General features: G+C 60.0%; 14 protein-coding genes and 1 tRNA gene. 9 read left to right on the top strand and 6 right to left on the bottom strand.

Features of this window, described 5'->3' with window-relative positions; translation table 11 throughout:
- The first annotated feature begins 136 nt into the window (after positions 1–136).
- Positions 137–1,480, top strand: coding sequence for a dihydroorotase (locus PCO31010_RS06060; protein ID WP_150663533.1), 1,344 nt, complete (start codon positions 137–139; stop codon positions 1,478–1,480).
- Positions 1,481–1,528: 48 nt separating this feature from the next.
- Here PCO31010_RS06060 and PCO31010_RS06055 read toward each other — a convergent pair whose 3' ends face one another.
- Positions 1,529–2,083 carry an NADPH-dependent FMN reductase gene (locus tag PCO31010_RS06055; RefSeq protein WP_246184458.1) on the bottom strand — a complete coding sequence of 185 codons (555 nt, stop codon included), beginning with the start codon at positions 2,081–2,083 and terminating at the stop codon, positions 1,529–1,531.
- Positions 2,084–2,116: 33 nt separating this feature from the next.
- Positions 2,117–3,736 carry an MFS transporter gene (locus PCO31010_RS06050; protein ID WP_150663383.1) on the bottom strand — a complete coding sequence of 540 codons (1,620 nt, stop codon included), beginning with the start codon at positions 3,734–3,736 and terminating at the stop codon, positions 2,117–2,119.
- Between the two features lie 170 nt (positions 3,737–3,906).
- Here PCO31010_RS06050 and PCO31010_RS06045 point away from each other — a divergent pair, with 170 nt between their 5' ends.
- Entirely contained in the window at positions 3,907–4,857 is a 951-nt protein-coding gene (locus PCO31010_RS06045) for a LysR family transcriptional regulator (RefSeq protein ID WP_150663382.1), read from the top strand.
- A 2-nt stretch (positions 4,858–4,859) separates the two neighbouring features.
- Here PCO31010_RS06045 and PCO31010_RS06040 read toward each other — a convergent pair whose 3' ends face one another.
- Positions 4,860–5,918 (bottom strand): acyltransferase family protein, encoded by a 1,059-nt coding sequence (locus PCO31010_RS06040; RefSeq protein WP_150663381.1) that lies wholly within the window; start codon positions 5,916–5,918, stop codon positions 4,860–4,862.
- A gap of 452 nt (positions 5,919–6,370) precedes the next feature.
- Here PCO31010_RS06040 and PCO31010_RS06035 point away from each other — a divergent pair, with 452 nt between their 5' ends.
- The 5 genes from PCO31010_RS06035 (at position 6,371) to PCO31010_RS06015 (ending at position 11,195) form a co-directional block, all read left to right on the top strand.
- Entirely contained in the window at positions 6,371–7,456 is a 1,086-nt protein-coding gene (locus PCO31010_RS06035) for a mechanosensitive ion channel family protein (protein WP_150663380.1), read from the top strand.
- Positions 7,457–7,587: 131 nt separating this feature from the next.
- Positions 7,588–8,217 (top strand): hypothetical protein, encoded by a 630-nt coding sequence (locus PCO31010_RS06030; RefSeq protein WP_150663379.1) that lies wholly within the window; start codon positions 7,588–7,590, stop codon positions 8,215–8,217.
- 459 nt (positions 8,218–8,676) lie between these two features.
- Entirely contained in the window at positions 8,677–9,858 is a 1,182-nt protein-coding gene (locus tag PCO31010_RS06025) for a porin (RefSeq protein WP_039397265.1), read from the top strand.
- Positions 9,859–10,346: 488 nt separating this feature from the next.
- Positions 10,347–10,559 carry a 30S ribosomal protein S21 gene (gene rpsU, locus PCO31010_RS06020; protein WP_150663378.1) on the top strand — a complete coding sequence of 71 codons (213 nt, stop codon included), beginning with the start codon at positions 10,347–10,349 and terminating at the stop codon, positions 10,557–10,559.
- A gap of 162 nt (positions 10,560–10,721) precedes the next feature.
- Positions 10,722–11,195: a WbuC family cupin fold metalloprotein gene (locus tag PCO31010_RS06015; protein WP_046292545.1), complete on the top strand. Its 474-nt coding sequence runs from the start codon at positions 10,722–10,724 to the stop codon at positions 11,193–11,195.
- A gap of 80 nt (positions 11,196–11,275) precedes the next feature.
- Here PCO31010_RS06015 and PCO31010_RS06010 read toward each other — a convergent pair whose 3' ends face one another.
- Together PCO31010_RS06010 and PCO31010_RS06005 are read right to left on the bottom strand one after the other, a co-directional pair.
- Positions 11,276–12,295 carry a hypothetical protein gene (locus tag PCO31010_RS06010; RefSeq protein ID WP_150663377.1) on the bottom strand — a complete coding sequence of 340 codons (1,020 nt, stop codon included), beginning with the start codon at positions 12,293–12,295 and terminating at the stop codon, positions 11,276–11,278.
- A 396-nt stretch (positions 12,296–12,691) separates the two neighbouring features.
- On the bottom strand, positions 12,692–13,558 hold the full coding sequence (locus PCO31010_RS06005; RefSeq protein WP_150663376.1) for a CsgG/HfaB family protein: 867 nt from the start codon (positions 13,556–13,558) through the stop codon (positions 12,692–12,694).
- A 504-nt stretch (positions 13,559–14,062) separates the two neighbouring features.
- On the opposite strand from PCO31010_RS06005, the gene PCO31010_RS06000 reads away from it, so the two are divergent.
- Entirely contained in the window at positions 14,063–14,272 is a 210-nt protein-coding gene (locus tag PCO31010_RS06000) for a DUF805 domain-containing protein (RefSeq protein ID WP_150663375.1), read from the top strand.
- 98 nt (positions 14,273–14,370) lie between these two features.
- On the opposite strand, the gene PCO31010_RS05995 is transcribed toward PCO31010_RS06000, so the two are convergent.
- A tRNA-Arg gene (locus PCO31010_RS05995) sits at positions 14,371–14,445 on the bottom strand.
- Between the two features lie 171 nt (positions 14,446–14,616).
- Here PCO31010_RS05995 and PCO31010_RS05990 point away from each other — a divergent pair.
- Positions 14,617–15,681 (top strand): site-specific integrase, encoded by a 1,065-nt coding sequence (locus PCO31010_RS05990; RefSeq protein WP_150663374.1) that lies wholly within the window; start codon positions 14,617–14,619, stop codon positions 15,679–15,681.
- Positions 15,682–16,116 lie beyond the last annotated feature (435 nt).

Genomic DNA, 16,116 nt, shown 5'->3' with positions numbered 1-16,116 from the left:
GCAACCCTACCAAAACGCATTTCAACTTCCTCCGGGAAAGACACCGCGACATTCGTCCGTCGTGACGGGGCGGCGCAATATCGATATGATCTTAAATGCAACTGAGTTGCATATTGTTCCGCAAAGGATCTGTCGAATGCAAACCACAAGTTCTCGCAGGCATGCCGATCTGCTGATTACCGGCGCAACCGTCATGACGCCCAACGGCGCGGAGCGTGTCGACGTTGCATGTCGCGACGGCCGCGTTGTCGCAATTGGAGAACTCGCGGGCACGTGGAGCGGGCAAACCGTTCTGGATGCGCGGGGGTTGTATGTGCTCCCAGGTGTCATCGACACTCAGGTGCATTTTCGAGAGCCTGGTCTGGAGCACAAGGAGAACCTCGAGGCGGGCACCCGTGGGGCGGTGCTCGGCGGCGTCACGGCCGTGTTCGAGATGCCGAACACTCATCCGCTCACGCTGGACGCTACGCAATTGCAAGCCAAACTCGACGCTGCATCCCGCCGCGCGTGGTGCGACTACGCCTTTTACATCGGCGGTTCTGCATCGAACGCTGAGCAACTCAGTACGCTGGAAAATCTGCCCGGATGCGCTGGCGTCAAGGTGTTCATGGGAAGCTCGTTCGGCGACCTCCTCGTGGATGACGAACGCGCATTGCGCAGGATCGTTCGTCATGGTCGCCGCCGGATGGCCATTCACGCCGAGGACGACCGCCGTCTGCGCGAACGAAAATCGATTGTCGAACAGAGTGGCGACGTGACGGACCACCACGTCTGGCGGGATGTCGAGAGCGCGCTGATGGCCACGCGACGCATCGTGAATATCGCGGCGGAAACCGGGCGGCGAATTCATGTGCTGCACGTCTCCACGGCGGAAGAGATCGCATATCTCGCCCAGCATAAACACCGCGTCTCGGTAGAGGTCACGCCGCATCACCTGACGATGCATGCCCCTGAGTGCTATGAGGCGCTGGGCAGTCTGGCGCAAATGAATCCCCCCGTGCGCGAGCGACGACACCAGAGGGCATTGTGGGAGGGCATCCGCGAAGGTGTTGTGGACGTGATCGGCAGCGATCACGCCCCGCACACGTTGGAGGAGAAAGCGAAGCCGTATCCGCAATCTCCGAGTGGCATGACCGGGGTGCAGACCCTGTTGCCGGTGATGCTCGATCACGTCAACGCGGGACGACTGAGTTTGCAGCGGCTGGTCGACCTCACCAGCGCGGGACCTGCACGCATTTTCGGCATTGAAGGGAAGGGTCGGATCGCGCTCGGCTATGACGCAGATTTCAGCATCGTCGATCTGAACGAGCGTCGCGTCATTCGCAACGCGCGGATCGCCAGCGTTTGCGGCTGGACGCCCTACGACGGCACGTCGGTCACCGGCTGGCCCATTCATACCGTCATCAGAGGGAAGTGCGTTATGCGCGACGAGACGCTGGTCGGCCGTCCGGAGGGCGCGCCGATACGGTTTCTCGATTGAGGCGCGCGATTCGGGCAGCGATATCGCCGTCCCGTGATCCCATGCAGGTCAGGGACGTGCGTTTGGGACCTCAGACATGACATTGACAGCCAACTCCGTCATCGCCTGTTCGACGCTGGAAGCAAATTCGGCTAAATCCGTTGCCGGATGCAAGGCGCCACCGTGACGGATGACATCATCGGACAGGGTGATGGACGGGGCTGTCGTGATGACGCGCATTTTCAGCGCCTGGGCGACCTGTCGCAGTTGGCTGGCGCACTTGGTGCCGCCGTGCCCGCCGTAGGTCACGATGACCGTGGGCTTGTCCCGCCATTCGAAATACAGGTGATCGATAGCGTTTTTCAAGGCTGCGGGATAGCCCCAGTTGTACTGCGGTGTGACGAAAACCACGGCGTCGCAGGAAGAGATCTTCTTGCTCCACGCGCGCGTGTGCGGTTGAACATAGGGGGCGCCCGTGGCAGGTAGTCCCGGCTCGTCGTCAAGCGGAAGGTGCCACGCTTTGAGATCAACGATCTCGTAAGTCAGATCCGTGCACGTCTGGCCGATGTCGGCAATCCACTGCGCGATCGCGGGGCAGTTTCGGCATGCGCGCGTGCTTCCCATGATAAGGAGCACCAATCTTCTTTCTCTCATCGTTCATCCTTTGGATGGTGTGGGCGACATCAGGGGGACGAAGCACAGAGCCAACACCCCGACAGATGCCATGAAGACGAAGGCGTCTGCATAGGCGAGGGTTCTCGCTTGCCTTATCGCGGTCTCAGTGAGTAGCGCTTCGGCTGCGCTGCGCGCTTGTGTCGCCGACATCCCGCGCTGCATCAACAGGGTGGTTGCGGATGTTATCCATTCGTTGACTTGCACGGACGTCGCGTAAAGGAAGTCGAACAACCGGCTCGAATGCAGCTGCTCGCGCCACGCCAATACCACGGTCACGAGGGTCACACCCAGTGACATACCCAATTGTCTGAACGTCATGTATACGGCGACCGCGTCCAGTTGTACATCTTGCGGCAATCGGGCGACTGTCCCGCTGGCGAGCGCGGACAGTACCGGCGAAAGACAGAAGGCGTAGAGGATGAGCGGTAGCGCGAAATATCCATACGGCGTGGTTGTCGTAATGAGATGTGACATCAGCGACATGGATACCGTCAAAAGAATAAAGGCGAATGCGAGTACCTTTCGTGGCCCGAATTTGCCGACCGACCGCGTCACCAGTGGGCGAATAGCCGCAGCCGTTAGTGCATACACGCACAAGATTCGTCCCGTGTGGGTCGCGTCAAGTCCGGGCGAATAAACGGTTCGCAGGAACTCCGGCAGTGCATACGTGCTGCCGGACACGATGATGCCCGCAAGCACCCCCAGTACGACGGAGGCGGCGACATCGCGGTGTCGAAGCAGATCAAGACGATGCAGCCGTACGCGGTTGCGATGATGCAGTTGCCATCCGGCGAACAAGACGAATGCCGAGATTGCAGCCCAGGCCAATACGCGCATTTCCGATGAGCCGAACCAGTCCTTCGCCTGCCCCCGGCTCATGACGACTTGTGTGCAAACGAGCGCAACCGCAAGGAGCAGAAGTCCGGGCGCGTCGATGCCACGGGCGCGTGCATCGGTTGGGCGGGCAACCTTGGGATAGTGGCGAATGAGTAGCCAGATGGCCGCGACAGCGACGACGATGTTTGGCACGAAAAGCCATCGCCAGGTGTATCGGTCGGTCACGTATCCGCTGAATAACAATCCCGCGGCCGTCGACAGATAGATCATGATGGAGATGCGCATCATCGACCCGCTGCGTCGAGGCCGGGGCATCAACAGATAGACGCTGCCTCGCCACCACATTGCCAGGCCTGCACCGGCAATCCCTGAGACGGTACGCCACACCAGCATTGTTCCGAAGTCGTTGGCGAACGCGCAGCCCAGCGACGCGATCGCGAACAACCCGATGCTGCCGAGGATGTATCGCAAGTGGCCGATATAGCCAGCGAGCCAGACGGAAACGGCCATCCCCCAGAACAACGACGCGCTGAACGCGATCAGGAGCCAACTGGCTTCATCGTGCGACACACCGAATGCGCCGGCCATGTCGGGCAGCACGAGATTGACGGCATCGAACGTATAGAACTCCATCCATGCCGCCAGTCCGAGCCCGGCGAGCAGCCCGCTCTGCTTTCCGTCGGCGAGCGGCGCAGGTGGGGCGGTCGTCGCTAATGCATCGCTTGCGCCGGTGACGCCGTTTGGGGGAAGAGAAGGAAGCACCATATTTGTGAAATTCGGAAATAGCTAGGCCGACGCGTCATATTGAATCGGTCAGGGTCGTGCCGAAACCCATGGATTTGCACGGTATATTTCCGATAAGTGGAAATATGGGGCCGTCGGTGCTAGCATCCCTCCCGATAAGTACGCGGTGAAATCACCGGTGGGAGACGGCCTTGGACTCGATTTCTGAACTGGCGCTTTTTCAGGCGATTGTCGATAACGGGGGCATTTCGCGCGCTGCGGTTGCCTTGCGTTCCTCTCCGGCTGCGGTGAGTCGGCGTCTGCGGCAACTGGAAACGCGCCTGGGCGTTTGTCTGGCGAATCGCAGCACGCGACGATTCAATCTCACTGACGAAGGGTTGTTGCTGTACGAGCGCGCGGTGGCGATTCTGGAGTCGGTTCGGGACGTGGAGTCCGAGGTGTCTTCGCGAGGCACGGTCGCTCGAGGTGTTTTGCGCGTCAGCGCCCCGTCCGATTTGGGGCGTCGTCGGCTATCGACGTTGCTGGCGCAGTTTGCGCGCCTCCATCCCGGCCTTGAAATCACGCTGTTCCTGTCCGACGCAGGGGTTGAAAACATGCTCGACGGCTGTGACGTCGTGCTGCGCTTTGGCTTGCCGGGCGACGAAGGCATGGTCGCCCGCAAAGTCGCATCGTCGGACATGCTGCTGGTCGCAGCACCGTCTTATCTCGACCGGTACGGCAATCCGGCAACGCCGGAAGCGCTAAGTACTCACAATTGCCTGAGATTGTTCCGTCGCCATCGAGTCCAGGGGACGTGGCGATTCATGCATGACGGAGAGCTGGAGGGGAGATCATCGGATGTCGAGGTCACAGGCACGCTGGCCAGTGCCGATGGTGCGATGCTGCGCGAGTGGGCGCTGGCTGGCGAGGGTATCTCCTGCGAAGCAGCGTGGGATGTCGACGAGGACATCGCGTCTGGGCGACTGGTCCGCTTGCTCCCGTCTCACCCGATGCAGCGCATCGATCTCTATGTCGTATTTGCGCCCGGAAACCCCGTGCCGCCCCGGATTCGGCTACTGGTCGATTTCCTGATCCACGAATTTGGCGACGCGCTTGAGCGACTTAAGGGCGCGTACGCTTGCCCCGCCGGGGCAAAGGCCTAATCTCAGACGACTGCGGTCGTGTTCGAGGCCCCCTCGGGCTTGTCTGGCCCGTGGGAAATCTTCTCTTTCAAGCGCAGGATAGGCGCTTCGAAATAGCGGAACGAGGCGGCGGCCAGGCAAAACGTCAGACCGATGCGTACGGCGTCGTTGACGACCCAACCGAGGTCTGGGATCCATCTGCTGGATAGCGCAGTGCTGATGATCCCGAACCCGAGCGCGTGCCAGATGTACAGGCCGTAGCTGATGCGCCCGATGTACGCGAGGGGTCTCCACTCCAGACCGAGGCCGTTCCGGCTGCACCCAACGATGCCCACCACACCTGTAAATACGAGCGCCAGAACGAACATAAATTGACTGTTCGATGCGTTCAGGGTGTTGTTTGGCCAGACATTAATCGCAACCAGCAACGCCAGACCGATGGCGAGAGATCCATAGGACTGCGTAACGAATCGTGCGCGGCTCTCGCGCGCCGCGATGGCCAGTAGGGCACCCAGACAGAGTGTGTCGAGATTCGATGAAAGCGGTGCGAACGCGACATGTTGAGTGTTATGCGCCAGCCAATACCGCGAGACCACGCCGACGCCGATCAGCACAACGCAGAGAAGCTTCAGCCACTGGCGGGACGTAATGAACACCAGCAGCGGCCACAGCATGTAAAACTGTTCTTCGACTGCGAGCGACCAAGTGTGCGACAAATGCATGCCCGGGGACAGTTCGAGATGGCGTGCGCCGAGATAGAAGTTCTGAAGGTAGACGAAGAACCACGACCAGCCCTCAGTTGGCAAGCGCAAGATCCAGCAAGTCACCGCGACGACTGCGAGGTACGCAAAATACAGTGGGAAGATCCGCAGCGATCTGCGGGCATAGAAGACCGAGAAGAACGTGCGTGCATCGGCCCCCTTGTTATCTAGCAGGATGCCCGTGATCAGGAAGCCGGAGAGGACGAAGAAGAATGGGACGCCGATCCAACCATACGCGAACGGTTCCCACCCCAGGTGCACGAACATGACACCAAGCACGGCAAAGGCACGTAAGCCATCGAATCCCTTGATGTGTTTCATTGAGTAGTTGTACTTGCGGAGGCCCGGAATCTAGCGCCGCGGGTCTTGTGCAACGCCCTATGAGTGTCCGCTTGATGGACTGTTGTCAGTTAATTTAATTCAAATGGATTTTATATGTGTTTGATTTTTAATAAGGTTTTTTGTTGATCTCGTGTCGGAGGCTCCGAATCATCACAATGCGCGCTTTGTAACTGCCGCGATAGCAGCGAACCGGGTCAATTTCTTCCTTCGATTGAAACATTGGGCATAACTGTCCAATGCGTTGTCGCTGGCGTGCGCCCGGTCAGCGTCGAATTCGACGCCTCTTAAGTCGATCTCATCTCACTGATTTCCCCGGATTTTTTCGCCTTCGTCAGCCGATTCGATGGTCGACCGGACGTCTGCTCGTCCGCCCGGCACGCCGCTTGCTCCTTCATCAGTCTTTTGCCTGACGAAGGAGGACGCATTTGCCGATGACCACGCTGACTTCGCTGAGAGCCTTCGAAGGGATAGCGCCCGCCGACTGGGCTGTCGCTGCGGTCGCCATGGTGCTGAGCTATGGAATTCTGACGGGCGTGTTGCGACTCGCGCTCGGTCGCTTCGGGGCGTTGTCGGCGCGTCTGCAATCGCAGGCGGCCGGGATGTTCGCCGAGGTGCTGGGCGCAACGCGGCACTTCGTGCTGCTCTTCGCGGCATTGCTCATCGGCCTGAAGATGCTGGACCTCGGTGACAAATGGGACACCGCCATCGTTCATGGCTGGACGGTGTTGTTCTGTCTGCAACTAGCGCTCTGGGTCAATCGCGCAGTGGGCGTCTGGTCCACGCGACGCATGCAACATCGCGCGACGGTGCCCGACAACCCCGTCATCGTCACCATGACGGCGTGGACGCTGCGCGTGCTTGCGTGGGCCGTGTTACTACTGGCAATGCTGGCGAACTTCGGCGTGAACATCACCGCTTTCGTCGCCAGTCTCGGGATCGGCGGCGTGGCCGTTGCGCTCGCGGTACAGAACGTGCTGAGCGATCTGTTTGCGTCGCTCGCCATCGGGCTGGATAAGCCCTTCGAAGTCGGTGACTTCATCGTGTTTGGCGATGTGGCGGGGACCATCGAGCGGATCGGTCTCAAGACCACGCGCATCCGAAGCCTCAGCGGTGAGGAGATCGTTTGCGGCAACACCGAGTTGCTCAAGAACACGTTGCATAACTACAAACGCATGTCCGAGCGACGCATCGTCTTCACGTTCAGCGTGACCTACCACACTGTGCCCGACAAGCTCGCCAGGGTGCCGGCGATGGTCAGGCAGGCCGTGGAAGCCTCCGGCAAGACGCGCTTCGACCGTGCTCACTTCAAGCAATTCGGTGCGAGTTCGCTCGACTTCGAGGTCGTCTATTTCGTGCTCAGTCCCGACTACAACCTCTATATGGATTTGCAGCAAGGCATCAATCTCGCGCTGATGCGCGCGTTCCTGGACGAAGACATTCGCTTCGCAATACCGGCCAGCGTCCAGTATTTCGCGCAGGCACCTGAGCCGCCTGAGGTTGCGCCGACCACACACTGAACGGCCTGGAAGCCGCATGCCTGCTGGCATTGACATTGCGGCGTGGTAGGATCGAGCGCATCCACGTGATTCAGATCGTGGCTTCGATCCAATCCGGGCTCGCCGCGCGGCGGGAACATCAGGAGGCCAGTATGTCTGCAGAGCAGAAGACGTCGCATCGCGGGTTCACCATCATCACCGTTCTCGAACGCCTCTCGAAGGGTCGCGCGCGGCTCTCGGCGAAGGTGCTCGCCAGCGACGAAGATCATAAGCGGCGTCTCGGCGGAAAGAAGCTGTTGCAGGCCAAGCGCTGGTTCGATCACTTTGCCGACGATCTGGCCGCCCCCGTCATCGCAGGCCTCAAACACACCATCGATCTTGAACTGGCTGCCGCTGCTAAGGCTGCGCCGAAGACGGCCGCTAAGCCTGCGAGCGCTGCCGCTGGCGCGAATGCCGGAAAGATTGCGAAGGTTGAGAAAGCCCCCAAGGCCCCCAAGGCCGCGAAGCCTGCAAAACCGGCTAAGCCGGTGAAGCCCACCAAGGCGGAGAAGGTGGCAGAGAAGGTGGCAGAGAGGGGCGCACCGAAGTCGGCCAAACCTGCCAAGGCGGCGAAGGCAGCAACGACGAAAGTCAAAGCGCCCGCAAAATCGGCCGTCGCAGCGAAGTCGGTGAATGGTGCTGCAACGGCGGCGAACGGTGTCGCGAAGCCGGTGGTCGGGGGTGTCGCGGCAGCGGCGCGCAAGCGCGCGGCGACGGCAGCTTCCAAAGCCCCCGCTCGTTAAATTCGCGCCGCACTTGCGGCGAAAGCGTTACCGAAAACGGCGCATGCCCACGGGCGATGCGCCGTTTTTCATTGCATCGTTGAATCGTGGTTGGGTGAGAGTCGCGTTGAAATTGTCGCCACGCCTTGCCGCGCTGCCGAGACATCGCCGGACCATGATGTGACTTATCACGGTGTCCGAAATCCTTGCGGTACACGTCGCATATGTCCGCTATTTCATGTGTTGCAATTGCACCACTTGCGTGCGAATTGTGTCGCCAGCGTGTCAGAATGCACCCGCTTGCAAACGACCCGCGGTGCTTTTCCTTCATATGGAAAGCACCGCGTGTCATTTGGTGAGTACTCCATTGCATATGCGGTTGCAGCATCCTCGTCGCACAGATCGAGGCAGCCGACATTGACAGTGGACGCCCGCACCCGCGGGCCAAAAAATATAAGACCACCATCAAAGAGGATAAAGATGAAGCGCTTCCAACTCACGGCCCTGGCGGCTGCCAGCTTCGCCGTTGCCGCTCCGGCAATGGCCCAGAGCAGCACGAACGTCACGCTGTACGGTGTGATCGACGCGGGCGTTGCTTACGTCAACAACGTCGCTACCGGCCTGAACGCAAAGGGTGCACACAACTTCCAGGCCGTGAGCGGCATTGGTCAGGGTAACCGTTGGGGCCTGAAGGGCACGGAAGATCTGGGCGGCGGACTGAAGGCTGTGTTCGTGCTGGAGAACGGCTTTAACCTGATGAACGGCACGATGCTGCAAAACAGCCGCATGTTCGGTCGTCAGGCGTATGTGGGACTGCAAAGCGCACAGGCAGGCACGGTCTCGATCGGTCGTCAGTACGACTCCGTGGTCGACTTCGTGAGCCCGATCACATCGGCCAAGCAGTGGGCCACGCAGTACGGTGCGCACATCGGCGACATCGACAACCTGTACAACTCGTTCCGCGTCAGCAACTCGATCAAGTACACGAGCGCGAACTACAGCGGCTTCTCGTTCGGCGCACTGTACGGCTTCAGCAACCAGCCGAACACCGGCGGCGGCACGGGCTTCTCGAACAACAACGCATTCAGCATCGGCGCTGGCTATGCCAACGGTCCGCTCACGGCAGCCCTCGGCTACATGCACCTGTCCAGCCCGGGTACGACCAACGCCAACGGCGCGGTCTCGAACGACTATTCGAGCGCCACGGACATCTTCTACACGAGCGCCGTCGACAAGCACGACATCGCTGCTGCGGGTGTTTCGTACGCGATCCAGGCAGCAACGGTCGGCTTCGTGTACAGCTACGCCAAGGTGAACTACGTCAATCAGTCGTCGATTCGCGTGAATACCTTCGAACTGAACGGCAAGTATCAGTTCACGCCGCGTCTGCTGGCGGGTCTGGCCTTCGTCTACAGCGATGGCAGCGTGAGCGGCGCGACGGCACTGTCGGGCATCAGCAAGGGCACGAAGCCGCGCTGGTTCCAGGTCAACGCCGGCACGACTTACTCGTTCAGCAAGCGCACCGAGACGTACCTGAACGGCGTGTACCAACGCGCTACGGGTGATGCGGTCGTCGCCGCGATCGACAACGTGGGTGGCCCGACGGGTACCGGCGCGCAGTCGCAGATCGCCGTGATCGCAGGCGTGCGTCACAAGTTCTAAGCAGGTTTTTGCCTGCATCAGGGCGGCGTTCGACGCCGCCGGGCAGTGCAAACCTGACTGGCGGAGGAGGGCATAGGATGCCGTCTTCTGCCGGTGACGGGCTCCTCCAGCGTGCTGGCGGGGCCCGTTGTACATAGCGGGACGTCAAATTGAGTGCGTCTGGGGCCCTTTCTGTGTATAATCACGACCTTGTCCAAATTATGGGCATTGCGGGAGGTGGCGCTCACTGACGAACGATGGGCATGCCGCTTCGCCATCAATCAACCGTTCAGCCAGTCTGGAAGGCGCGATACCAGGTATCGATTGCCAATCGGGAGATCGCAGAGGAGGTGAGTCGCGGTCCCGCCGGATGTGGTGTAGTGCAGTCCGTAGCAAGTCCGTTCGTCGCGCCTGGCAGGAGGAATCTCCGGCAGGGCGAGGAATGGCGTCTTTGCGCGGTAAATCAAATTTACGGCTCTTCGGGGCCGAAACACTATTCGAGATATTGCATGACCAAGATTCTTATCAAAGACGGTGAACCCGTTGAAGTTGCACTGCGTCGTTTCCGCCGCGCTATCGACGGCACGGGCCTGATCAAGGAAGTCAAGGCACGCGCTGCTTACGAAAAGCCGACGGCTGAACGCAAGCGCAAGAAGGCTGCTGCCGTGGCCCGTCTGCGCAAGCGTCTGCGCAGCCAGACCCTGAGGAAGAAGATGTACTAAGCACGCCGTTGCGCCGTTCGGGCGCAATGTAGTGCGAAGTCGAAAAACCCGCCACACGGCGGGTTTTTTTATGGGCAGATGAGGCGAGCCGGTTTGCTACACTCGTGGGCATCGGCAATGGCCGCCTCTGCCGCGAACACCCCACACACCCCACATAAGCTGATGAAAACGTTGACCTTTGCCGCGCTCGACGCGCTCACCGAACAAGCCACGCAATCGCCCCGTGCGCGCATGAATCAGAACCTGCATGAGTCGCTCGACGATTCGATCCAGCGTCTGGCGATCGCGATGGAGCCGTCGACGTACATTCGTCCGCATCTGCATCATCACACGTGGGAGTTGCTGACGGCGCTGCGTGGCCGCTTTGTCGTGCTGACGTTCGATGCGGCTGGCGTCGTGATCGACCGCAAGGTGCTCGGCGAAGACACGAGCGTCATCGAAAGCCCTGTCAAGACGCATCACACGGTGCTGTCGCTTGATCCGGGGGCGGTGATTTTCGAGGTGAAGCACGGCCCGTATCGTCCGTTCGTCGAAGCGGATTACGCCGACTGGTCGGCACCGGCGGATACGCCGGAAGCCGCAGCGTTTATGGAGTGGGTCAAGACGGCGCAGGTCGGAGACCGCTGGGCGGCTTAACGCCCTGTGTGTCCTGTTAATAGTTGTTGACGGCTAGGCGACATGGCGCGTACAGGCGGCCCCGTCGCCTCGTTGACGAGTTAGCGGGTCCAGCCCTGAAACTCCGTGGCCATCGAGAGAAGCGCTTTTGCAGCGGTGTCCACCGTGCCGGACCAGTCTTGCGAGACGGGCGGCGGGCGGAAATCGTCCATGTCGGCGCGATGACTCAGGCGTTCCGGGCTGAAGTGCGTGTCGTAACGATCGTCATGACGCGCCGACGCCGATAGCGCCGTTCGCGGCGCACCCAGATACCACACCGGCACGCCGAGGCCTTCGGCCAGATGGGCGTAGCTGGCATCCAGTGCGATCACCAGATCGAGATTGTCGATGAGCGATGCTTCATCGGCCAGATCGTCACAGTCCGTGCGCCAGTCGATCCAGTCGACCGATTCCGGCGGCAGGGCATCGGATATCCCATCTCCTTGCTGACCCAGCGGCACCCAGGAAACCCCAGGTACGCGCAGCAGCGGTGCCAGCGACGTCAGGCGCGGGGCGCTCAGTGACGTTCCCGCCAGCTCCGTACTGTCGAGCGCATCCAGCCCGGCAAACCCTACGCAGAGGCCGTGTTGTGCGGCGGCGGCCAGCCGGTCGCGCCAATGTCGTGCGGGGACGGTGGCTACGCGCAGAAACGGCCGTCCGGCGTGCGCATGTGCGGCTTGCGGGCCGAGCGTGCGCGCGAGCGAGGCGAGCGGGCAGCGCAGATCCCAGTCCGAGACGTCGCGCGGCATACGCGAAAGCACGACGACGCGCTCTCCCATCGACCATTCGACCAGACGCCGCGTGTTCACCGGTCCAACAAAGCCGACCTTGCCGAAGCGTGCGGACGCGACTTCCAGATGCCTGAGCTGGCTGACCAGATCACTGTCGTGCTCGTTGCCGATGACCAAAAGATGCTGATGGAGCGTATCGCCGCCCCCGGACCAGTTGGGCAGCGGGCAGTCTGGATGCGGGCTGAGGGCTGCGCCGACCTGAGCCCAGGCGTGGGCAACGGCGCTGGCGGCGGGGGCGTCATCGGCGTTGGGTGTCGTAAGTGGGACAGCGCGCTGCGAAGGCTTCGTCATACGAATCCTGGCATCGAGAGAGAACAAGGAATAGCGGGATTGCGCGGTCGGGCGGCGGGCGCGGCGACGCAACACCTACGAAACACCTGGGTCGTGCTAATGAATGCTTAGGTACCGCTCAGGTAGAGGCTAGGCAAACGGCTTGGGTGACGCGCAAGCGATGGCTTAGGCAAAAACGTAGGCAGCAACTTAGGCACTTTGGGGGGAGGGCACGTGCGGAATGATAGTGGAGCGGAGATTGGCGGTTAGGCGGTTGCCTTTGCCGACGAGGCCAATCCATTTGCTGGACGGCAAAATATTTGAGGTTTGAAGCGGGTGGGGCCGGGGGGACATAAAACCGTCCCTCAAACCTGCCGAGGAGACAGGTTTGAGGGACGGTCAATCGCGCAAGCGTGATTACTTCTTCCTGCGCACGGCCTTCTTGGTCGGTGCGGGTGCGTCGTCGTCCTGGACGGTGAGTTGACCGCCCGTGCCGAGGCCACCGGCGACGGTTTGTTGCTTGTAGTTCTTCACGGCACGCACGACGTTGTTGTACGAGTCGGTGAATGCGGCCACGATGACCTTGCCTTCGGCGGTGTTCGAGTAGCCGCCGAGCGAGCCACCGGCCGAGCTGCCGACGATGCGACCGAGGGCGCCGAAGTCCATGGCGGTGGCGCTGCCTTCAGCGGCGGCGATCTGGACGCTGGAGCGGTTGTCGATAACGGTCAGCATGGTGCTCGCTTCTTTCGAGTTCATGCTGCCGGCAAGCGCGCCGATGGCTGCACCGATGCCGCCGGGCAGAAGACCGGCGATGCTGGCACCGGCACCCCCGGCGTTATTGTTCGTGAAGGTGATCGACGGGCTCAGCGCGTAGTCGGCGGAGACCATCTTGCCCTTGCCGAAGTTCGACTTGTTGCGCAGTTCGCCGGACTCTTGCAGGGCGCGCTCGCCCATGATCGTGTTCATGCCGCGGCCGCGATCGACGATCACGAAGCAGTTCGACTGCTGGACGAGTAGTTTGAGTACGGGGACGGTCGAGCCGAGCTTGTACTGGCCGGTCAGCACGCCGTACCAGGGGGCGGAGGTGTCTTCGATGACCGCCATGGTGCCCAGTGGGCGATCGCACTTTTCAAGCGTTTGGTTAGCGTTTTCGGAGTTCGCGCCGCCGGCGGATCCGGTGGCGGCCGTTTTGGCGCTGCTGCTCCCCTGGTTCATGGTCGAGCAACCCGCCATGATGCCGGCTGCAAGCAGCAGGCCGGTGATTTTTACGAGATGGTGTGCCATTTTCCTAGTTCTTTAGAATGTTGTTCTGGAAATTGGCGGCGCTGCCGCACCCGCTTTTGCAACGGATTTGGCCCAGTCGGTGACGCCGCCTAATGCCAGGAGTCCAAAAAAGCAGGAGTGAAATCGATTTACGGTAGGACTCCTATGCTGAAATGCTCCGTAAGAACATTCCGCGCCGCATGCTAGCACGGGCGCAAAGTGCGTATGACCTATCAAAAATAGTGGGGATTACGAATGGATTAAGGCACTGCTTTCGTTAGTCTTAGGTAAGGATTAGGGGAAAACCATAAGGCGACGGGTTGCTGGCGAGTTGTGGGCGTGTTGGGGCATGATTTCGTATGGAATCATGACAATTCGATGGCCGAATTGGCGGCGGATGTTGCGAGCGAAGCAGGTGAGAAAAAGCGAAAAACAGGCGAAAAAATGGCCTCGCGCAGCAAATGTTCTGCGAGACAATGTGCAGCATTCACCGTAGTTTCACGACGCTAATAAACGAGGAGAGTTATGGGCCACCTAAGCATCTGGCATTGGCTGATTGCGTTGCTGCTCTCGATATTTTTCCTGTATCCCTATGCGCGCATTATTCGCCGCGCGGGATTCTCGCCCTGGTGGGTGCTGGTCGCTTTTGTGCCGCTTCTCAATTTCGTGATGATTTGGGTGTTCGCATTTGTCCAGTGGCCGGCGTTGGAAAAGAAGTCGAGCGCTCCTTACTGACGCCTTGGTACTACAGCGTTTGCGAAAGCAAAAAGCCCCGTCCGACGAACGCCGGACGGGGCTTTTTGCTAAATCTTATGAAACGTGGGACGCAAAATTGGTCCCCCCGACAGGAATCGAACCTGTATCTAGCGCTTAGGAGGCACTCGTTCTATCCATTGAACTACAGGGAGAGACTGGATTCTATCCACTGGCGAGACGTCCTTTGAAATCAAAGGCATCGCCTTATTCCACGGGGCTTTCCGGGCGGTAGTGACACCCCTACAGTATCACTCCAGATCACTCCGCAACCTGCTGTTTCACGTCGCCGTTGCTACACTTTTGCTACAGCAAGGAGGGCGACAGTGGCATCGATTGTGCAGATAGGAACGCGTTGGCGCGCTCAGGTCCGACGCGAGGGCAAGAGTATATCAAAAACGTTTCGGACAAAGGCGCAGGCCTCAACATGGGCACGCGAAATTGAGGTAGCGGTTGATGAAGGCCGGAATCTGGACAAGGTGTCGGCTAAGACGCTGGTGCCGTCGATCATTGCGCACTACCGGGTTTTGCGTGAGGAATCGAAGCGGCCGGTGCGGGCAAAGTCTACGGAGGATTACACGTTGAAGCAGTTGGCGGAGCACTTCAACGGGGTCACGATAGCTGAGCTCACGCCGAAGACGCTTGTGAAGTTCGCTCAGGCACGGCATAGGGCCGGGGCGGGGGCGGCTACCGTGAATATGGATATCTCGAAGCTCGGGACGGTGCTGCGGCATACGGCGAGTTTCTTAGACTTCGACTTGCCGGATGTGATTGGCAAGGCCCGTCCGATGCTTCATCACCTGAGGCTGATCGGAGCTGCGGGGAAGCGGGAGCGTCGGCCGACGGCCGATGAGATCACGAGGATCGTGGCGTGGGATCGGGAGCATCCTGAATACACGTTACCGCTGGCTGATGTCATTGAGATCAATGGTCAGTCGGGGTTCCGGCGCGGCGAAATTTTCCGCATCGAATGGCGTGATCTGGATGAGATCAACCGGATGGTGCTCGTGCGTGATCGCAAGGATCCGCGCAACAAGGTAGGGAATCATGAGTGGGTGCCGCTGATCGGGACATCGTTGGATGTGATCAAACGGCAGCCCAAGGTTGATGGCGAGCATCGCATCTTTCCGTTTTCGCCTCAGACAGCCAGCAAGTATTTCAAGATGGCGTGCGACGACAAAGGCATTCACGACCTGCGCCTACACGATCTGCGCCATGAGGCAACAAGTGCGCTATTCGAAGCGGGGTGGGGCATCGCCGAGGTCGCTGGTGTTACCGGCCATAAGGACTGGCGGCATTTAAAGCGCTACACAAACCTTCAACCTGAAGATCTCGCAGAGAAGGGAAAACTGCTTCCGTTCAAGAAAATTCGTTGCGTCAATGGTTCGTAGTGGGGGCGCGTTCAGAAGTCGAGGCCGTGGATCACTGATCTGAGAAAAATTAAGGCAAGTCGGCGGCCAAACAACGCGAACACCAGGGCCGTTAAGGATGGATGCCTGAACTCCCCGTTGCCCGACGTGAACCGGCAGGGAGAACGAGGTGCCCGACAGGCGAAAGGTTGTCTCGGCTAGAATAGAGGGCTAATAACGGCAAGTCATAAACAGGTGAAAGAGTAGGGCCTAGAAACGTTCTTCGACTGAGTCCGCGCTAAGTCTTTCGTTCGATGACGAGCCGTGGCGCGTTATGCCGCAAGAAAATCGTTAACGGATGCGGATTTGCGAAGTCGGCGCTCGCCCTGAGCCCGTGCGTCAAGGACTCTCACGACACCTGAGCGGAACGTTGGCTCTCACACTGAAGAACTTATAAGTAGCACATCCCAACGGACA

The sequence above is a fragment of the Pandoraea commovens genome, from assembly GCF_902459615.1.
Lineage (GTDB): Bacteria > Pseudomonadota > Gammaproteobacteria > Burkholderiales > Burkholderiaceae > Pandoraea > Pandoraea commovens.
Note: the sequence above shows the minus strand (reverse complement) of the source record. Positions and strands in the feature narration are given on the sequence as shown.

Bases quoted from the DNA above. Each gene is read 5' to 3' on its own strand.
- PCO31010_RS06025 (WP_039397265.1), top strand. From the start codon at position 8,677: ATGAAGCGCTTCCAACTCACGGCCCTGGCGGCTGCCAGCTTCGCCGTT.
- PCO31010_RS06010 (WP_150663377.1), bottom strand. From the start codon at position 12,295: ATGACGAAGCCTTCGCAGCGCGCTGTCCCACTTACGACACCCAACGCC.
- PCO31010_RS06050 (WP_150663383.1), bottom strand. From the start codon at position 3,736: ATGGTGCTTCCTTCTCTTCCCCCAAACGGCGTCACCGGCGCAAGCGAT.
- PCO31010_RS06040 (WP_150663381.1), bottom strand. From the start codon at position 5,918: ATGAAACACATCAAGGGATTCGATGGCTTACGTGCCTTTGCCGTGCTT.
- PCO31010_RS06030 (WP_150663379.1), top strand. From the start codon at position 7,588: ATGTCTGCAGAGCAGAAGACGTCGCATCGCGGGTTCACCATCATCACC.
- rpsU (WP_150663378.1), top strand. From the start codon at position 10,347: ATGACCAAGATTCTTATCAAAGACGGTGAACCCGTTGAAGTTGCACTG.
- PCO31010_RS06060 (WP_150663533.1), top strand. From the start codon at position 137: ATGCAAACCACAAGTTCTCGCAGGCATGCCGATCTGCTGATTACCGGC.
- PCO31010_RS06055 (WP_246184458.1), bottom strand. From the start codon at position 2,083: ATGGGAAGCACGCGCGCATGCCGAAACTGCCCCGCGATCGCGCAGTGG.
- PCO31010_RS06035 (WP_150663380.1), top strand. From the start codon at position 6,371: ATGACCACGCTGACTTCGCTGAGAGCCTTCGAAGGGATAGCGCCCGCC.
- PCO31010_RS06005 (WP_150663376.1), bottom strand. From the start codon at position 13,558: ATGGCACACCATCTCGTAAAAATCACCGGCCTGCTGCTTGCAGCCGGC.
- PCO31010_RS06000 (WP_150663375.1), top strand. From the start codon at position 14,063: ATGGGCCACCTAAGCATCTGGCATTGGCTGATTGCGTTGCTGCTCTCG.
- PCO31010_RS06015 (WP_046292545.1), top strand. From the start codon at position 10,722: ATGAAAACGTTGACCTTTGCCGCGCTCGACGCGCTCACCGAACAAGCC.